The organism is Streptomyces orinoci (genome assembly GCF_003121295.1).
Classification (GTDB): Bacteria; Actinomycetota; Actinomycetes; order Streptomycetales; family Streptomycetaceae; genus Streptomyces; species Streptomyces orinoci.
Genome location: NZ_PHNC01000029.1, coordinates 999,683 through 1,017,738, shown reverse-complemented (window position 1 = coordinate 1,017,738; position 18,056 = coordinate 999,683). Strand labels below are relative to the sequence as shown.

The following is an 18,056-nucleotide window of genomic DNA, read 5'->3' as shown; positions in this document are numbered from 1 at the left end:
TTCCGCTGTGATGCGGGACTCAAGGTTCCACGGGGCCCGGACTCCAGTGTCACTCGCCCTCCGCGGCCGCCGAGGGCAGCACCTGCTGCGGGGTCGCCTCCGCATGGCTGGGCAGCCGGCGCCGCTTGCGGTGCTTGAGCAGCGCCCAGCGGCCCCGGGCCGGGGTGACCTCGGTACCGCCCTCGGCCGCCGCCTCGGCCGCCGCCCGGGCCACCGGCAGGATTCCCTCGCGGCGGGTGAGGTCCGGCCGCTCCTCCTCTTCCGGCCACAGCCCCAGCGTCGCGCACAGGGTGGGCAGTATGGCCATGGCGGCGGTGGCGTAGCCCTCCGCCGAGGGGTGGTAGTTGTCCGGCCCGAACAGCTCCCGCGGGTTGGCCTCGAACTCCGGCCCCAGCAGGTCGCCCAGCGAGACCGTACGCCCGCCCGCCTCCAGCACCCCTATGGTCTGCGCCGCCGCCAGCTGCCGGCTGAGCAGCCGGGCCAGCCAGCGCAGCGGCTGGTAGACCGGCTCGATGGTGCCCAGGTCGGGGCAGGTGCCCACCACCACCTGGCAGCCGGCCTCGCGCAGTCTGCGCACCGCCTCGCCCAGCAGCCGTACCGAGCGGGCGGCCGGCATCCGGTGGGTGACGTCATTGGCACCGATCATGATCACGCAGACGTCCGGCACCCGGCCCGGACCGGACAGCAGCAGGGTCACCTGGCGCTCCAGGTCGTCCGACTGCGCCCCGGAGAGCGCCACATTGCGCAGCTCCACCGGCCGCTCGGCCACCGCCGCCAGCCCCGAGGCGAGCAGTGCGCCGGGTGTCTGGCTGGGCCGGTGCACCCCCTTGCCGGCCGCCGTGGAGTCGCCCAGCATGCCCAGCACCAGCGGCTGCCGGTCCAGTTGGTGGGTGAAGGCCGAGCCATAACGGCCGTCCGCGTGCGGCGGGGTGTCATGGTTGCCGCCGACCACCCGCCTGGCCAGCGCCACCTCGGTGATCAGCAGCCCCAGCGCCGCCCCGCCCAGCAGCCCGACCCCGCCGCCGCCATAAGCGGCGGCGGCCGCGATCCGGCGCGCGGCCCTCGCCCTCGCCTTGGACATCGACAGGCCCTCCTCGCCGCGGGAAACCCGCTTCACAAAGGGTTCATCAAAGCTTCACGATCGCCGTCCGCCCTTGCGCGGCCGCGCTAAGAGCAGGTTGCCCCGGTGGCCGGTCACTGCAACGCGCCGCTAGTGCAGTCGGACGCGCAATAGGCTGGGCGTACGGGCACGCGATGACCGCTAGTGCCCCCGACCGCGGAGATCACCGTGCAGTATCACGATTCGATGATTGAGCTCGTTGGCAACACCCCGCTGGTGAAGCTCAACAACGTGACCGACGGCATTTCGGCAACCGTCCTTGCCAAGGTCGAGTACTTCAATCCCGGCGGGTCCGTGAAGGACCGGATCGCCCTGCGGATGATCGAGGCCGCCGAGAAGTCCGGCGAACTCAAGCCCGGCGGCACCATCGTGGAGCCCACCTCCGGCAACACCGGTGTGGGGCTGGCGATCGTGGCCCAGCAGAAGGGCTACAAGTGCATCTTCGTCTGCCCGGACAAGGTCTCCACGGACAAGATCAATGTGCTGCGGGCCTATGGCGCCGAAGTGGTGGTCTGCCCCACCGCCGTTGACCCCGAGCACCCGGACTCCTACTACAACGTCTCCGACCGGCTGGTCCGCGAGACGCCCAACGCCTGGAAGCCGGATCAGTACAGCAACCCCAACAACCCGCTCTCGCACTACGAGTCCACCGGCCCCGAGCTGTGGGAGCAGACCGAGGGGAAGATCACCCACTTTGTGGCGGGCGTGGGCACCGGCGGCACCATCAGCGGCACCGGGCGCTACCTCAAGGAGGTCAGCGAGGGCCGGGTCAAGGTGGTCGGCGCCGACCCCGAGGGCTCGGTCTACAGCGGCGGCTCCGGCCGGCCGTATCTGATCGAGGGCGTGGGCGAGGACTTCTGGCCCACCGCCTACGACCAGACGGTGGCCGATGAGATCGTGGCCGTCTCCGACAAGGACGCCTTCCAGATGACCCGCCGCCTGGCCAAGGAGGAGGGCCTGCTGGTGGGCGGCTCCTGCGGCATGGCAGTGGTCGCGGCGCTGCGGGTGGCGGAGAAGCTCGGTCCGGAGGATGTGGTGGTCGTCCTGCTTCCGGACAGCGGCCGGGGCTACCTGAGCAAGATCTTCAACGATGAGTGGATGGCGGACTACGGCTTCCTGGAGGAGGGGCCGGAGACCGCGCGGGTCGGCGATGTGCTGCGCCGCAAGGAGGGCGGCCTGCCCACGCTGGTGCATATGCACCCGGAGGAGACGGTCGGCGAGGCCATCGAGGTGCTGCGCGAGTACGGCGTCTCGCAGATGCCCATCGTCAAGCCGGGTGCCGGGCACCCCGATGTGATGGCCGCCGAGGTGATCGGCTCGGTGGTCGAACGCGAGCTGCTGGACGCCCTGTTCAACAAGCGGGCCGCGCTGACGGACCCGCTGGAGAAGCATATGAGCGAGCCGCTGCCGCAGGTCGGCTCCGGTGAGCCGGTGGCCGACCTGATGGCCGTGCTGGGCAAGGCGGACGCGGCCATTGTGCTGGTGGAGGGCAAGCCGTCGGGGGTGGTCAGCCGGCAGGACCTGCTGGCCTTCCTGGCCGAGGGCAACGGTTCCAAGTAACCGCCGGATCAACTGCCCTGCCGTCAGGGGTTCGTTATGTGTCACCTGACGGCAGCACGGGCTTAACACGGGCCGGGCATAGTGGGGTTGTGCGACGGCCGGAGCTCCGGAGCGGCTCCCGGCTCACCGGCTGTCCGGGTACGGGCTTTTCGTCCCGTACCCCTCGCGGGGTCCGCCGCCGTCCCGGCCCCGGCCGCCAGCGGCCGGGGTGCGGCGGCCCTGTCCGGGGTGCTTTCCAGAACTGCGCGACCGGCCACCCACGGCCCGCGGCCGGACGACGGCATGGCGCGCGGGGAACTGCGCGACCAGCCACGGACGGCTTGCAGCCAGCGGCGAAACGGCGTCTGCCGAGTGCTCGTTGTCGTTCGGCTGCGGGTCGCCTTGGGCTGGTCGCGCCCACGCGGCGGAGCCGCATCATGGAGCCGCCCCGCGCCCCTACTGGGGCACCCTCAGTCCCATTCCTCGCCGGATTTGCGGCGCGGCCACGGCAAATGGCCCCTCGCCTGGACCAGGTTGACCCCCACAATCCCCGCCCAGGTCACCAGCAGACCCGGCAGATGCGCCTGTACCACCCCGATCGCGGACAGCGGGATCGCCAGCACCAAGGTCACCGTGGCAAAGCCGAAGCGTTCGCCGAAGGTGCCGAACTCCGAGTTCCGCTGCGGGTGTTCACCCCGGGCCTCGGCCATCTGGCGTTCGGCCAGCTGCCGCCGTACCCGGCGCTCCACCGTGGTGTCCAGCTTCTCCACAAAGGACTCGATGAGCTCGGTCTCGTACTCCGGCCCCAGTTCCTTACGGGTTTGCAGGGTCGCGTCGAGCTCCTTCTTGAGCTCTTGGTCATGGCCCGTCATAGGGACAACGGTACGGTCGCCCCAGGCCCCGTGTCGCTGGGGCCAGCCCCCTATCGGGAAGGAGCCGTTGTGACCGCATCCCTGCTGTCGTCCCTCACCGCCCCCGGTGCCACCGCCCGGCCGGACGCCCTGGTCGTGGCCGGACGGCCGTGCGGACGGGCCGAACTGCTGGGCGCGGCCGGTGCGGTGGCCCGCCGGATCGGCGGCGCCGCCTCGGTGGCGGTACACGCCGAGCCCACCCTCGCCACGGTGGTGGCCGTACTGGGCGGGCTGCTGGCGGGCGTTCCGGTGGTGCCGCTGGCCCCGGACGCGGGCCCCGCCGAGCGCGCGCACATCCTCAAGGATTCCGGCGCCGAACTGCTGCTGGGCGGCGAGGGCATCCCCGTCGATCCGGCCGAACACGCCGACCACCAGGGGCCGGAGCCGGACCCGGAGCAGGTGGCCCTGATCCTCTACACCTCCGGCACCACCGGCGCCCCCAAGGGCGCCCTGATCACCCACCGGGCGATCGCCGCCGGACTGGACGGGCTGGCCGACGCCTGGCAGTGGACCGCCGAGGACACCCTGGTACACGGGCTGCCGCTGTTCCATGTCCATGGCCTGGTGCTGGGCGTGCTGGGTGCCCTGCGCACCGGCTGCCGCCTGGTGCACACCGGACGGCCGACCCCCGAGGCGTACGCGGCGGCGGGCGGCACCCTCTACTTCGGGGTACCCACCGTCTGGTCGCGCATCGCCCGCGACCCCGCCGCCGCCCGGGCGCTCGCCGGTGCCCGGCTGCTGGTCTCCGGCAGCGCAGCGCTGCCCGCACCGGTCTTCCGCGACCTGCGGGCGCTGGCCGGGCAGGGGCCCGTGGAGCGGTACGGCATGACCGAGACGCTGATCACCCTCTCCGCCCGGGCGGACGGCGCCCGCCGGCCCGGCACCGTGGGCCTGCCACTGCCCGGAGTACGCACCCGGCTGGCCGCCGAGGAGGGCGGCATCGGGGAGCTGGAGGTCTCCGGACCCACCCTGTTCGCCGGTTATCTGGGCCGCCCGGAGGCCACGTCCGCCGCGTACACCGACGATGGCTGGTTCCGGACCGGGGACATCGCGGCCATCGAGGAGGACGGCACCCACCGGATCGTCGGCCGGGCCTCAACCGACCTGATCAAGTCGGGGGGTTACCGCATCGGCGCCGGCGAGGTGGAGAACGCGCTGCTGGACCATCCGGCGGTGCGGGAAGCGGCGGTCATCGGGGTGCCGCACGAGGACCTCGGCCAGGAGGTGGTGGCCTATGTCGTGGCCGACGGCGCCGACGAGCGGGAACTCATCGACTTCGTCGCCGCGCACCTCTCACGGCACAAGCGCCCGCGCCGGGTCCGCTTCCTGGACGCGCTGCCCCGCAACGCAATGGGCAAGCCGCAAAAGAAACTCCTCCCGGACGCGTAGCGCCCGCCCCTCAGGGGCGCGGGGAACTGCGCGCCCAGCCCCCCACGGCCCGCGGCCGGACGACGGCATGGCGCCCCGCCAGGGGCGCGGGGAACTGCGCGACCGGCCACCCACGGCCCGCCGCCGAACGACGAGCGCACCGCGCAGGCGCGCCCCGCACAAGCCCCCCGCACAAGCCCCCCGCACAAGCCGCCCGCACCCGCCCCGCGGAACCCCGCATAATTTTATGCGCGCACAGATGTCAATGAATGGACCGGGAGGCCCCATGCGCATCACCGGCGACGACGCAGGCGCCGACCCGGACACCATCGCCCGCCTGCAAAAGCTCTTCGAGGGCCACCGCCTCACCCCCACCCAGCGCCGGATCGCCCACTGCATGGTCCGCCGGGCCGCCGACGCGCCCTTCCTCTCCAGCGTGGAACTGGCCGAACTGGCCGGAGTCAGCCAGCCCTCGGTGACCCGCTTCGCCGTCGCCCTCGGCTTCGACGGCTACCCCGCGCTGCGCCGCCGGCTGCGCGAGGTGGCACCCGCCGGGCCGGGCCCGGCGGAGGAGTCCGCGGAGAACGAGTACCAGCAGGCCGTGCAGGCCGAGATCGACAACCTGCGGCACCTCGCCGCGCTGCTTGCCGACCCCTCCCCGGTTGCCAAGGCCGGGCGGCTGCTGGCCGCCTCCCGGCCGCTGCCGGTGCTGGGACTGCGGGCCGCCGCCGCCCAGGCCACCGGGTTCGCCTACTTCGCCCGCAAGGTGCACTCCGACGTCCGGCTGCTCGACGAGGGCGGCAGCCTGCTGACCGACCGCATCGACGCGGCGGTACGGGCCGGGGCGAGCGCCCTGCTCTGCTTCGCGCTGCCCCGCCACCCACGCGAGGTGGTGGAGGCGCTGGCCTACGCCAAGCAGAGCGGACTGACCGTGGTCACCGTCGCGGACTCCGCCTTCGCCCCGGTGGCCGCGCACAGCGACCTGCTGCTGCCCGCCGCCGTGGGCACCGCGCTGGCCTTTGACACCGCCTGTGCGCCGATGATGCTGGGCCGGGTGCTGCTGGAGGCGATGTGCGACGCGCTGCCGGACGCCCAGGCCCGCCTGGAGGAGTTCGACGCCAAGGCGGCGGCCCGCGGCCTGTTCATGGAATGAGCCCCAACGGGCCCCCACCCCGCCCCCATTGGCCGCGTTCTCAGGACCTCCTCAGAAAAGTTGACTAACCTGCCGTCCGCGGAAACGGACTTCAGGAGGTGTGAGGTGGGACGAGGAACATACGCACTGGCCAGGGTCGCGGTGGTCGTCCGGGCGCCGGCCGCCCTGCTGTGGTGGCCGGGCCTGCTGGCCGCCGGGACCGGAGCGGCCGTGCCGGGGCTGACCGGCCGCCGGACCGGCCTGGCGGCCGGCGCGGCGCTGTTCCTGCTCACCGCGGCCGGGGCCTTCCTGGCCCGGCGCCGCCGGTACACCGCCCTGGCGAACGGGGCCTCCCGCGCCGCCCGTTCGGCCTTCCTCCAGGACCGGGCCGTCACCATGCGCAACTGGCGGCGCGCCAGGCGCTGGTGGCTGCCGGCCGCCTTCCTGGCCGCCGTCGGCTCCTCCTTCGCGCTGCCCGCCGCGGGCGGCCTCGCGCTGGCCGGACTGGGCGCCGGGCTGTGGGCCAAGGCCCTCTGGCTGGGCGGCCTGGAGCGCCGCACCGGCGCCCTGCTGTGGGTACGGGCCGACTGGGCCCAGGGCAGCCCGGCCGCCAAGGCGGTGCCCGGCTATCTGACCACCGGACTGGCCGCGGGCGACGCCGCCCCCGGCGGGGCCCGGCGCCGCGCCCGTACCGCCCCGGCCCGGACGGTGGTCAGCGCAGCGCGCTGAGCGCCCCGGCGTGGCCGCCGCCGCTCTCGGCGACCAGCTCCGCCAGTGTCTGGGGCGTGCGCACCGGCGCAAAGCGCACGCCCCGCGCACCGGCCGCGTCCACCGCATCCGCCGCATCGCCCGCATCCGCCACGTACCCGTAAATCCCGGGCCGCGGCAGCGAGTTATAGGCGAAGTGGTTGGAGAAGTAGTACGCGCCGGTGTCCAGCAGCGCCACATGGTCGCCTCCCGCCAGGGGCGGCAGTACCCGGTCCACCGCCACCAGATCGCCCGCGAAGCAGCAGGGCCCGGCCACGTCCTGGGTCACCGGCTCGCCCCGCTTGGGGCGGCCTTGGGCGTCATAGGCCGCCACCCGCAGTGGCCAGGACCCCGGCGCGAAGACGGTGCGGGTGGCGATCTGCGCGCCGGCGTGGGTCACCGCGATCCGGCGCCCCCCGGCCGTCTTGGCGTACTCCACCCTGGCCAGCACCGCCCCGTTCTTGGCCAGCAGTGACCGGCCGAACTCGGTGACCAGGCGGTACCGCCCGTCGAACAGCCCCGGCACGGTGGCCGCCAGCAGCCGGGCATAGTCGCGGTGGCTGGGAGTGATGGCATCGGAGGCGAAGTTGACCGGCAGACCGCCCCCGATGTCCACCGTGTCCACCTGCTGCCGGCCCGCCAACTCATTGATCTCCTCGGCCAGTTCATAGGTGATCCGGACCCCCTCGGCCAGCAGCTCCAGCGGGCAGCCCTGGGAGCCCACATGGGCGTGCAGCCGGGTCAGCCAGGGGCGTTCCAGATAGGCCGAGACCAGCCAGGCGCGGGCGCCCTCGTCGCGCAGCGCCACCCCGAACTTGGAGGTCTCGGTGGCGGTGCTCAGCGCGCCGATGCTGCCCCCGCCGATCTGCGGGTTGACCCGTACGCCCAGGGACGAGCCCGGATGCCGCCCGGAACCGGCCGGCATGTCCGGCCGGGTCAGCGCGTCCAGCCGGGCCAGCTCCTCGCGGCTGTCCGCGTTGACCGCCACGCCCAGCGCCAGCGCCTCGCGCAGCTCCGCCTCGGTCTTGGCGGGGGAGTCCAGCACAATGCGCTCCGGCGGCACCCCGGCGGCCCTGGCCAGCGCCAGTTCGCCCGGGCTGGCCACCTCACAGCCCAGCCCCTCCTCGGCGAGCAGCCGGAGCACCGGCACCAGGGAGGCCGCCTTCACCGCGAAGGCATGCAGCACCCCGGCGCCGTCCGCGCCCACCTCGGCGAACGCCTCCCGCAGCGCCCGGGCGGCGGCCCGGATCCCGGCGACGTCCAGCAGCCCGGCCACCGGCTGCTCCGCGCTGACCAGGCCCTGCGCCACGGCCGCCCGGACGGCGGCGTCCCAGCCGGGGCTCCGTACCTCACTGCTGCCCATGCCCCTACTTCAGCACCGGTGCGGTGGTACCGCTATGGGATGCGGCAGGCGAGGGCGGATCCCCGCCGCCGACTGGTTGACTAGCTCTATTCACACGCCCAAGATGTGTAGTGGCCCATTCAATAGCCGTACCGCACCGCCGGAGGCATCCGCATGTCAGGACCGCGACCCGTACGAGCCCCCCGGGGCAGCGAACTCAGCGCCCTCGGCTGGCAGCAGGAAGCCGCGCTGCGCATGCTGCAGAACAACCTGGACCCCGAGGTCGCGGAGCACCCCGACAAGCTGGTGGTGTACGGCGGCACCGGCAAGGCCGCCCGGGACTGGCGCTCCTTCGACGCCATGGTCCGCACCCTGCGCACCCTCAAGCAGGACGAGACCATGCTGGTCCAGTCCGGCCGCCCGGTCGGGGTGATGCAGACCCATGAGTGGGCGCCCCGCGTCCTGATCGCCAACTCCAACCTGGTCGGCGACTGGGCCAACTGGGAGGAGTTCCGCCGTCTGGAGGCCCTGGGCCTCACCATGTACGGCCAGATGACGGCCGGTTCCTGGATCTACATCGGAACCCAGGGCATTCTCCAGGGCACTTATGAGACCTTCGCCGCCGTGGCCGCCAAGCGGTTCGGGGGCTCGCTGGCCGGGACCATCACCCTCACCGCCGGCCTCGGCGGCATGGGCGGCGCCCAGCCGCTGGCCGTCACCATGAACGACGGCGTGGCGATCTGCATCGACTGCGACCCCCGGGCCATCGAGCGCCGTATCGAGCACCGCTATCTGGATGTCCGCGCGGACTCCCTGGACCACGCCCTCCAGCTGGCCGTCGAGGCCCGCGACGCCCGCCGTCCGCTGTCCATCGGCGTCCTGGGCAACGCGGCCGAACTCGTCCCGCAGCTGCTGGCGATGAACGCCCCCATCGACATCGTCACCGACCAGACCAGCGCCCATGACCCGCTGGCCTACCTCCCGCTGGGCATCGACTTCGACGAGATGGCCGCCTATGCGGCCGAGAAGCCCGCCGACTTCACCCAGCGGGCACGGGAGTCCATGGCCAGGCATGTGGAGGCCATGGTCGGCTTCCAGGACGCGGGCGCGGAGGTCTTCGACTACGGAAACTCCATCCGCGGCGAGGCCCAACTGGCGGGCTATGAGCGGGCCTTCGCCTTCCCCGGCTTTGTCCCCGCCTATATCCGCCCGCTGTTCTGCGAGGGCAAGGGCCCCTTCCGCTGGGCCGCCCTCTCCGGCGACCCGGCCGACATTGCCGCCACCGACCGGGCCATTCTGGAACTCTTCCCGGAGAACGAGTCCCTGGCCCGCTGGATCAAGATGGCGGGCGAACGCGTCCACTTCCAGGGCCTGCCCGCCCGCATCTGCTGGCTCGGCTACGGCGAACGGGACCGGGCGGGCGAGCGGTTCAACGACATGGTGGCGTCCGGGGAGTTGTCCGCCCCCGTGGTCATCGGCCGCGACCACCTCGACTGCGGATCCGTCGCCTCCCCCTACCGGGAGACCGAGGCGATGCTCGACGGCTCGGACGCCATCGCGGACTGGCCGCTGCTGAACGCCATGGTGAACGTGGCCTCCGGCGCGTCCTGGGTCTCCCTCCACCATGGCGGCGGCGTGGGCATGGGGCGCTCCATCCACGCCGGGCAGGTGACGGTCGCCGATGGCACGGCGCTGGCGGGCGAGAAGATCCGCCGGGTGCTGACCAATGACCCCGGGATGGGCGTCATCCGGCATGTCGATGCCGGGTACGACATCGCGGAGTCGGTTGCCGCGGAGCGCGATGTCCGCATCCCGATGCGGGAGGGGTTGTGACTGACGAGGTTGTGGGCAGTCGTTCCGCTGGGGCGATGGGGGCACCTCCCAGCGGTAGCTGGGGGAGGGTGGGCACAACCGGCCGGCACCCGACAGCGGCGGGATCGTCCCACGAGCAGGTTTCGTCGCCGGGTGCGGCCCGCGGGTCGGGTTGCGCCCACCCGTGCCGCCCTGCGGCACGACTGCCCGCAACCGGTTTCCACGAGATGTGGAAGGACCTTCGCCCTATCGGGCGGAACCCCGAAACCCGCGGATACCGCCGCTACGCCTGGACCGGCGCCGATACCGACTGCCGTGAGTGGTTCAAGGCACAAGCCCAGTCCCGCGGGCTGACCTACGAGGTGGACCGGAACGGCAACCAGTGGGCCTGGCTGGGCGATCCCGCCGCCGGTGACGCCGTGGTCACCGGCTCCCACCTGGACTCCGTCCCCGACGGCGGCGCCTTCGACGGCCCCCTGGGCGTGGTCTCCTCCTTCGCCGCCCTGGATGAACTGCGCGCCCGCGGCGCCCAGCCCACCCGCCCCCTGGCCATCGTCAACTTCGGTGACGAGGAAGGCGCCCGCTTCGGCCTCGCCTGTGTCGGCTCCCGGCTGACCGCCGGCCTGCTGACCGCCGAGGCCGCGCACCGCCTGCGCGACGCCGATGGCACCACCCTCCCGCAGGCCATGGAACGGGCCGGATACGACCCCGAGGCCATCGGCCCCGACCCCGAACGCCTCGCCCGCATCGGCGCGTTCGTGGAGCTCCACGTCGAACAGGGCCGCGCCCTGGCACAGACACCGCACCCCGTCGGCGTCGCCTCCGCGATCTGGCCGCATGGCCGCTGGCGGTTCGACTTCCATGGCGAGGCCAACCACGCGGGCACCACCCGTATCGAGGACCGCCACGACCCCATGCTCACCTACGCCAACACCGTGCTGGCCGCCCGTAAAAAGGCCCGGCCGGCCGGGGCCCTGGCCACCTTCGGCAAGGTCACCGTGGAGCCCAACGGGGTCAACGCCATCGCCTCCCTGGTGCGCGGCTGGCTGGACTCCCGCGCCGCCGACGAGGCCACCTTGGCCGAGGTGGTCGGCGAGATCGAGCGCGCCGCCACCGAACGCGGGCAGCGCGACGGGGTACGGGTAGCGGTCACCCGGGAGTCCTTCACCCCCGTGGTGGAGTTCGCCCATGACCTCCGCGACCGGCTGGCCAAGCTGCTCGGCGACGTACCCGTGCTGCCCACCGGTGCCGGGCATGACGCGGGGATCTTGTCCGGAACCGTCCCCACCGCCATGCTGTTCGTCCGCAACCCCACCGGCGTCTCCCACTCGCCCGCCGAATCGGCCACCGAGGACGACTGCCTGGCCGGGGTGACCGCACTCACCGAGGTACTGGAGGAACTGGCGTGCCGGTGACCACCACCTACTGGGCCGAACAGGCCTGGCTCGGCGACCTGGTGGAACCGGGCGTCACCATCGAGGCGGGCCCCGACGGCCGGATCGCCGCCGTCCGCAAGGGAGTCGCCACCCCACCGCCGGGCGCGGTGGCCCTGCGAGGACTGACGGTCCCAGGCTTGGCCAACGCCCATAGCCACGCTTTCCACCGCGCACTGCGCGGAGTCGTCCAAGCCGCCCCGCAGACGCGGGAAACCGGCGGCCAGGCACCGGACTCCTTCTGGACCTGGCGCAATGTGATGTACTCCGTCACCGAAAGGCTCACCCCCGACAGCTACTTCGCCCTCGCCCGCGCCGTCTACGCCGAGATGGCGCTGGCCGGAATCACCTGCGTGGGGGAGTTCCACTACCTCCACCACGCCCCCGGCGGCACGCCCTACGCCAACCCCAACGCCATGGGCGAGGCCCTGATCGCCGCGGCCGGGGAAGCGGGCATCCGTATCACCCTCCTGGACACCGCCTACCTCTCCAGCGGCTTCGGTGAGCCGCCCAACCCGCACCAGCTCCGGTTCTCCGACCGCACGGCGGAGGCCTGGGCCGAACGGGCCGAGGCGCTCAAGCCCGCCCCGCACGCCCGGATCGGCGCCGCCATCCACTCGGTACGGGCCGTGCCCGCAGGGCAGTTGGCCACCGTCGCCGGCTGGGCCCAGGAGCGGGACGCCGCCCTGCATGTCCACCTCTCCGAGCAGCCCGCCGAGAACGAGGCATGCCTGGCCGCCCACGGCCGCACCCCCACCCGGCTGCTGGCCGACCACGGTGTGCTGGGGCCCCGTACCACCGCCGTGCACGCAACCCACCTCACCGAGGAGGACATCCACACCCTGGGGGCCACCGGCACCGGGGTGTGTATGTGCCCCACCACCGAGCGCGACCTGGCCGACGGCATCGGCCCCGCCGCCCGGCTCCAGCGGGCGGGCAGCCCGCTGTCCCTGGGCAGCGACAGCCATGCGGTGATCGACCTGCTGGAGGAGGCCCGCGCCATGGAACTCAACGAGCGCCTGGCCACCGGCAAGCGGGGCCACTGGACCGCCGCCGCCCTGCTCCGCGCCGCCACCGCCGACGGCCATGCAACCCTCGGCTGGCCGGAGGCCGGCCGGATCGAGCCCGGCGCGCTCGCCGACTTCAGCACCGTGGCGCTGGACTCGGTACGCACCGCGGGCGCACCCCCGCGACTCGCTGCGGAAACGGCCGTATTCGCGGCGACCGGCGCCGATATCCGGCATACCGTGGTCGGCGGCCGCCATGTCGTACGCGATGGAGCGCACCTGCTGGTACCCGACGTCCCCCGGGAACTGGCCGACTCCATCGCCGCCCTGCACGACTGACGCCCACGCCCACTCCAACGCCGAAGCGACGCACGGAAAGCAGCGCCCCCATGACGACCGCCACGGTGACCACGACCCCCACCACAACCACGGCCATCATCAACATCAGCAGTCTGGTCACCAACGACACCTCCCTCGGTAAGGGCCCACTGGGTCTGATCCAGGACGCCGCGGTGGTCATCGACGGAGACCGCATCGCCTGGGTCGGTGAGACCAGCAAAGCACCCGCCACTGACAACCGGGTGGACGCCGGCGGCCGCAGCGGCCTCCCCGGCTTTGTGGACTCCCACTCCCACCTGGTCTTCGCGGGCGACCGCACCGCCGAGTTCAACGCCCGGATGTCCGGCGAGAGTTACCGGGCGGGCGGCATCCGCACCACCGTCGCCGCCACCCGCGCCGCCTCCGACGCGGACCTGGAGGCCGGTCTGGTGCGCCTGGTGCGCGAGGCGGTACGCCAGGGCACCACCACCCTGGAGACCAAGTCCGGCTACGGCCTGACCACTTATGACGAGGCCCGCGCCCTGCGGATTGCGGCCGCCCAGGTGGACGAGGTGACCTACCTGGGCGCCCATGTCCTCGCCCCGGAGTTCGATGGCGACCCCGAGGGCTATGTCGCCCTGGTCACCGGCGAGATGCTGGACGCCTGTGCCCCGTACGCCCGCTGGATCGATGTGTTCTGCGAGCGCGGCGCCTTCGATGGCGACCAGGCTCGTGCCGTACTGACGGCAGGCAAGGCGCGCGGCCTGCAACTTCGCGTTCACGCCAACCAGTTGGGCCACGGCCCCGGCGTACAGCTGGCGGTGGAACTGGGCGCCGCCTCCGCCGACCACTGCACCCACCTCACCGACGCCGACGTGGACGCCCTGGCCCAGGGCGACACGGTGGCCACCCTGCTGCCCGGCGCGGAGTTCTCCACCCGCGCCCAGTGGCCCGACGCGCGCCGTCTGCTGGACGCGGGCGTCACCGTGGCGCTCTCCACGGACTGCAACCCCGGCTCGTCCTTCACCAGTTCCATGCCGTTCTGTATCGCCCTGGCCGTAAGGGACATGGGAATGACCCCCGACCAGGCGGTCTGGTCCGCCACCGCAGGCGGCGCGGCGGCCCTGCGCCGCACCGATGTGGGCCGCCTGACCCCGGGCGCCCGCGCGGACCTGGCGCTGCTGGACGCCCCGTCCCATGTCCACCTGGCCTACCGGCCGGGGGTGCCACTGGTGTCGGCGGTGTGGCGACGGGGCGTCCGGGAGCTTTGAGCATGAGCTCCGACCGGTTGCCCCGAATTCCCTTGCACTACCACCACACGCCGATGAAAGTGACCCGATGAAGACGATCGGAATGCTCGGTGGCATGAGCTGGGAGTCCACCGCGGAGTACTACCGCCTGCTCAATCAGCTGACCCGGGACCGGCTCGGCGGCCTGCACTCCGCCAAGTGCCTGCTGTACTCGGTGGACTTCGCGGAGATCGAACGCCTCCAGGTGGCCGGCCGCTGGCAGGAGGCGGGCGAGATCCTGGCCGCCGCCGCCAAGTCCCTGGAAGCGGCGGGTGCCGACCTGCTCCTCCTGTGCACCAACACCATGCACAAGGTCGCGGACCAGATCTCCGCCGCGACCGCCGTCCCCCTGCTGCACCTCGCCGATGCCACGGCCGAGGCGGTCAGGGCCGCGGGCTGCACCAGGGCTGGGCTGCTGGGCACCGCCTTCACCATGGAGCAGGACTTCTACCGGGGCCGCCTGGCGGCCAACGGCCTGGACGTCCTGATCCCCGACGAGCCGGGCCGTGCCCTGGTGCACCGCGTCATCTACGAGGAACTCTGCCTCGGCGAGGTCCGAGAGGAGTCCCGCCTGGCGTACCAGCGGGTCATCGCCGACCTGGTGGCCGCCGGAGCGGAGGGCATCATCCTCGGCTGCACCGAGATCGAGCTCCTGATCGGCCGGGAGCACAGCCCGGTCCCGGTCTTCCCCACGGCCCGGCTGCACGCTCAGGCGGCGGTCGAGGCGGCGTTGGGGGGCGCCCCGTAGGGGGCCGGGGCCCGTCATACGGCTCCACCCCGGCGGGCTACCGGGCCGGGGGACCGCTCTCCCAGGCGATACGCAGGTCGATCTCATGCTCGTCCGGGCACGACCGCCCGTCCACCGGGCAGAACCACTCCGGGTCCGCCCGCCAGCCGGGCCACATGGTCTCGATCTGCTCCACGCACATGGTGCACAGCGTCTCGGCTGCCACGTTGACGGTGTCCGATTCCGCCCCGCACAGCGTGCGGCGCCATGAAGGGGCGCGGCAGCACACCAGGTGCGTGATCTCCCTGGGGGCGGCGTCCAGCCGCAGATGCGGCTCTGTCCGCGTCCCTGAGACGGTCATGTGCTGGTCTGGGGCGGCGCCGGGCGCCGGCAGGATCTCCCTGGTCACCGCACCAACCGTAACTCGTTCGGAGTATGCACGCATGAACGTCGCCCGGCGGAGGAGTCCCCTGGGGGAGTACGACGCTCCACCCGATCGCCGACGCCCGCGACATGTGTAGGAGTGTTGTTGCGGGAAAGGAGCCGGACCATGTTGATGCTCACCCCCACGGCCGCGGAGGCCGTTCGCACGATCACCAGCGCGGAGGGCGCCCCGGCGGACGCCGGGCTGCGCTTCTCCACGACCGACGATGCCGGGACCTTGGAGTTGACGGTCGCCGCGGCTCCCGCCGAACAGGATCAGGTCCTGACTGCCGAGGGATCGCGGATCTTCCTGGACGCGCAGGCCGCGGCCTTTCTGGACGACAAGATTCTCGACACCGGACTGGACTCCGAGGGCCAAGGCACCTTCGTTCTTGCTCAGCAGGAACAGGGCCCTCCGGGCAGCTAGGACGCCTCCGCCATCGCTTCCCGGCACTCCCGGCACCGGCCGGGCGCGCTTGCCCGGAAGGCCCGTTCACAGCCGTCGCAGGTCTGGAACGGCAGTGGCGGAACAGGTCGTTGGGGCCTCGGTGCCACCGGCACCACCGGCAGCGCGGGCGGCAGCCAGTTGGTGAGCCGGTAGCCCACCAGGCGGGCGGGCCAGCCGATTCCAGTCGGCGGCAGCTCGGCCGTCAGCGTGCGCGCGATCTGCGCGGGGCCCACGCCCCGGTTCAGCCAGGTGCGCACGGCCGGTGACAGGCGGCGTACGTCCTTCTCCGACAGCAGCAGCCGAGGGTCCAAGCGGCGCAGTCCGGCGAGCAGTTCGGCGGCCGGTTCGTCCACCGGCGGCAGCGGATCCGGCGCCGTCACCGGCTCGCTCTTCCGCGCCGGGCGCCGTTTCACCAGGTCCACGACCGGTGGCGGCGGAGCACCCGGCCGCTCGTACCACCGGGTACGGGTCATCACCCGCCCGGCACCGGTGCGCACCCGCGTCCGCTCCAGGTACCCGGCCGACTCCAGTTCGCGCAGCGCACGGGCAATGACGATCTCGCCTTCCCGGAAGCGGCGGACAAGGTCCTTGATCCCGACGGGCGCGCCATTCGGCAGGGACTGGATGTAGACCCCGAGGCCGATCGCCACGGCGGACAAATCCGGGTGCTGGGCGAGGTGGTTGCCGACCACGGTGAAGTGCTTGGTGTGGCGGTACCGGATGTGGGTGACTCCGCAGGGCGGGGCGGCCTCGACGGTAGGCTGTGCGTCAGTCATCGGGAAGGTCCTGTTCCTGGATGATCAGGCCCTCGGCGTGGATGCCCGTCCCGCCGGGGGCCGTCGTCCTGTCTGGGGATGTGCGGCGACCGTACCGCCCTTTTCCGCGCATCTGCCACCGAGTCACCTGAAGGGGTGAAGCGGGCCGGGTTGGTGGGGTTTCGGTTCTCCCCAAGGTTCCTTAACTGGACGTCGTGGCTCGCCGGTTGGCGGCCAGCCGGGTCCTGAACTCCCCGATCTGGGCGCGCTCGCGGTGAGTTGGGAGGGGGCGCTCCCGCAACGATCGCCGGCATCACGTAACTGGGAGTCGGAAAACCTTTGTCCTGCAAGGCGATTCGGCAACGGATTCCCGACGCTGAGTGGGGTAGCAACAGGGGCCTCGATGCGTCGGCATGGGTACCGTGCAAGGGCAGGCGACGTTCCCGGAACGGAGTTGACCGGCCATGCCCAAGTGGAGCGACTACAGCAATGGCGAGCGCATCAAGATCCTGCGCGGCAAGGGTGTGCGCCAGTCCGATCTGGCCGAGATGACGGACCTTTCCCTGGTCACGATCCAGAAGGCGGAGCAGGACAAGCAGCTCGGCCTGCCCACGCTGTTGAAGATTGCCGACGCACTCGGGGTCGATACCTCCGTGATCCTCGGCCAGCAGGCACCGCGCCGGGCCATGGAGCAGGAGGACCGCATGATGCTGCGGGCCCTGTCCCAGGCCGTGCACGACTCGGCGGCCGGAATGCTGCCGGAAGATGCGGAATGCGGCAGTGCTGCCGAACTTCGGGTCGCGATCGAACGGTCCTGGCGGCTCTACTGGAAGGGCCATTACACAGAGGCTGGGGCGGTCGCCGGTCCGCTGGTGCGCCAGGCCGCCGCCCATCTGCACGCCCAACCCGCCGGCGAGCGGGACGAGAGCTGGGGGCTGCTGGCCGATGCCTACCGGATCGCGGCGTATGTGGCCAACTTGGTGGGCGCGCGGGACCTGGCCTATGCGGCGATCGGGCACGCCCAGTCCGCCGCCGAGCGCTCGGCCGACGAACTGCGGCCCGCGCTGGTGGCATCGGGACGCTCCTGGGTATACCTGCGGGACGCACGGCTGCCCGATGCGCTCAAACTGGCGGAGCGGGCGGCCGTTGACATCGAGCCCAGGTTCTCGAAGGCGACCCTGGAACAACTCACTGTCTATGGCAGCCACATCAACTTCGCGGCGGTGGTCGCCTCCCGCATGCGGGACAAGGAACGAGCGGCCGACTTCCTGTCGCAATCCCATGCCACGGCGGCTCGCATGGGACGGGAACACCGTTCCCACGGCACTCTGTTCGGGCCTGTAACGGCATCGACGCAGGCCGTGGGAATCAATGTTGCACTCGGCCGGACCGGCAAGGCACTTGCCCTCGCCGCCACGATCCACGACACCGCACAGCTCAGTGAGGCGGCCCGCAATCGCTATGCCCTGGACAAGGCGATGGCGCAGGCGGATGCCCGGATGTGGGATGCCTCGCTGGACACCCTGGAGGAGGCACTCACCAAGGCCCCGCAGTGGGCTCGCCACCAGGCCCTGCCGGGCGTCATCGTTCAGAAGGTGGGCAAGGCTTCCATCGCCCGGCTGCGCCGGGTATCCGAACTCATCGGGGTAAATGACGGCGTTGAGTAGCGGCATGGTTACCGCATG

Annotated in this window: 16 protein-coding genes; 11 read left to right on the top strand and 5 right to left on the bottom strand. The window is 72.2% G+C overall.

The genetic code is table 11. The annotated features are described in order from the left end of the window. Nucleotides 1-49: 49 nt before the first annotated feature. The gene (locus CV755_RS19385) at nt 50-1,081 is read right to left on the bottom strand and encodes an SGNH/GDSL hydrolase family protein (RefSeq protein ID WP_109281980.1); all 1,032 of its coding nucleotides are present in this window, start codon (nt 1,079-1,081) and stop codon (nt 50-52) included. A 207-nt stretch (nt 1,082-1,288) separates the two neighbouring features. Between CV755_RS19385 and CV755_RS19380 the strand changes: the two genes are divergently transcribed. Continuing rightward, nucleotides 1,289-2,680: a cystathionine beta-synthase gene (locus tag CV755_RS19380; RefSeq protein WP_109281979.1), complete on the top strand. Its 1,392-nt coding sequence runs from the start codon at nt 1,289-1,291 to the stop codon at nt 2,678-2,680. A gap of 449 nt (nt 2,681-3,129) precedes the next feature. On the opposite strand, the gene CV755_RS19375 is transcribed toward CV755_RS19380, so the two are convergent. Beyond that, complete coding sequence (locus CV755_RS19375; RefSeq protein WP_109281978.1) at nt 3,130-3,531, bottom strand: hypothetical protein; 402 nt, start codon at nt 3,529-3,531, stop codon at nt 3,130-3,132. 69 nt (nt 3,532-3,600) lie between these two features. Here CV755_RS19375 and CV755_RS19370 point away from each other — a divergent pair, with 69 nt between their 5' ends. The 3 genes from CV755_RS19370 (at nt 3,601) to CV755_RS19360 (ending at nt 6,799) form a co-directional block, all read left to right on the top strand. Next, nucleotides 3,601-4,959, top strand: a complete 1,359-nt coding sequence (locus CV755_RS19370) for an acyl-CoA synthetase (RefSeq protein ID WP_241561296.1) — start codon at nt 3,601-3,603, stop codon at nt 4,957-4,959. A gap of 265 nt (nt 4,960-5,224) precedes the next feature. Further along, on the top strand, nt 5,225-6,091 hold the full coding sequence (locus CV755_RS19365) for a MurR/RpiR family transcriptional regulator (protein WP_241561294.1): 867 nt from the start codon (nt 5,225-5,227) through the stop codon (nt 6,089-6,091). 105 nt (nt 6,092-6,196) lie between these two features. Next, nucleotides 6,197-6,799 (top strand): hypothetical protein, encoded by a 603-nt coding sequence (locus CV755_RS19360; protein ID WP_109281454.1) that lies wholly within the window; start codon nt 6,197-6,199, stop codon nt 6,797-6,799. On the opposite strand, the gene CV755_RS19355 is transcribed toward CV755_RS19360, so the two are convergent. After that, complete coding sequence (locus CV755_RS19355) at nt 6,783-8,180, bottom strand: type III PLP-dependent enzyme domain-containing protein (RefSeq protein WP_109281453.1); 1,398 nt, start codon at nt 8,178-8,180, stop codon at nt 6,783-6,785. The genes CV755_RS19360 and CV755_RS19355 overlap by 17 nt on opposite strands. 153 nt (nt 8,181-8,333) lie before the next feature. Between CV755_RS19355 and hutU the strand changes: the two genes are divergently transcribed. The 5 genes from hutU to CV755_RS19330 all read left to right on the top strand — a co-directional run bounded on the left by hutU (nt 8,334) and on the right by CV755_RS19330 (nt 14,766). Then, nucleotides 8,334-9,992: a urocanate hydratase gene (hutU, locus tag CV755_RS19350; RefSeq protein ID WP_109281452.1), complete on the top strand. Its 1,659-nt coding sequence runs from the start codon at nt 8,334-8,336 to the stop codon at nt 9,990-9,992. Nucleotides 9,993-10,198: 206 nt separating this feature from the next. Further along, nucleotides 10,199-11,386, top strand: a complete 1,188-nt coding sequence (locus CV755_RS19345; protein WP_109281451.1) for an allantoate amidohydrolase — start codon at nt 10,199-10,201, stop codon at nt 11,384-11,386. Beyond that, nucleotides 11,377-12,750, top strand: a complete 1,374-nt coding sequence (locus CV755_RS19340) for a formimidoylglutamate deiminase (RefSeq protein ID WP_193553429.1) — start codon at nt 11,377-11,379, stop codon at nt 12,748-12,750. Before CV755_RS19345 ends, CV755_RS19340 begins: the two co-directional genes overlap by 10 nt. A 50-nt stretch (nt 12,751-12,800) precedes the next feature. Next, the gene (gene hutI, locus CV755_RS19335; RefSeq protein ID WP_109281450.1) at nt 12,801-14,000 is read left to right on the top strand and encodes an imidazolonepropionase; all 1,200 of its coding nucleotides are present in this window, start codon (nt 12,801-12,803) and stop codon (nt 13,998-14,000) included. Between the two features lie 67 nt (nt 14,001-14,067). Then, nucleotides 14,068-14,766, top strand: a complete 699-nt coding sequence (locus CV755_RS19330) for an aspartate/glutamate racemase family protein (RefSeq protein WP_109281449.1) — start codon at nt 14,068-14,070, stop codon at nt 14,764-14,766. 37 nt (nt 14,767-14,803) lie between these two features. Here the strand turns inward: CV755_RS19330 and CV755_RS19325 are convergent, their stop codons facing one another. After that, nucleotides 14,804-15,154 (bottom strand): hypothetical protein, encoded by a 351-nt coding sequence (locus CV755_RS19325; RefSeq protein ID WP_109281448.1) that lies wholly within the window; start codon nt 15,152-15,154, stop codon nt 14,804-14,806. A gap of 141 nt (nt 15,155-15,295) precedes the next feature. On the opposite strand from CV755_RS19325, the gene CV755_RS19320 reads away from it, so the two are divergent. Beyond that, a complete protein-coding gene (locus tag CV755_RS19320; RefSeq protein WP_109281447.1) occupies nt 15,296-15,595 on the top strand; it encodes a hypothetical protein in 300 nt (99 codons plus the stop codon). Here CV755_RS19320 and CV755_RS19315 read toward each other — a convergent pair. Then, on the bottom strand, nt 15,592-16,392 hold the full coding sequence (locus CV755_RS19315) for a DNA-binding protein (protein WP_109281446.1): 801 nt from the start codon (nt 16,390-16,392) through the stop codon (nt 15,592-15,594). The two genes, CV755_RS19320 and CV755_RS19315, sit on opposite strands and share 4 nt — an antisense overlap. Nucleotides 16,393-16,835: 443 nt before the next feature. Here CV755_RS19315 and CV755_RS19310 point away from each other — a divergent pair, with 443 nt between their 5' ends. Next, nucleotides 16,836-18,038 carry a helix-turn-helix domain-containing protein gene (locus CV755_RS19310; RefSeq protein ID WP_109281445.1) on the top strand — a complete coding sequence of 401 codons (1,203 nt, stop codon included), beginning with the start codon at nt 16,836-16,838 and terminating at the stop codon, nt 18,036-18,038. Nucleotides 18,039-18,056: the final 18 nt, after the last annotated feature.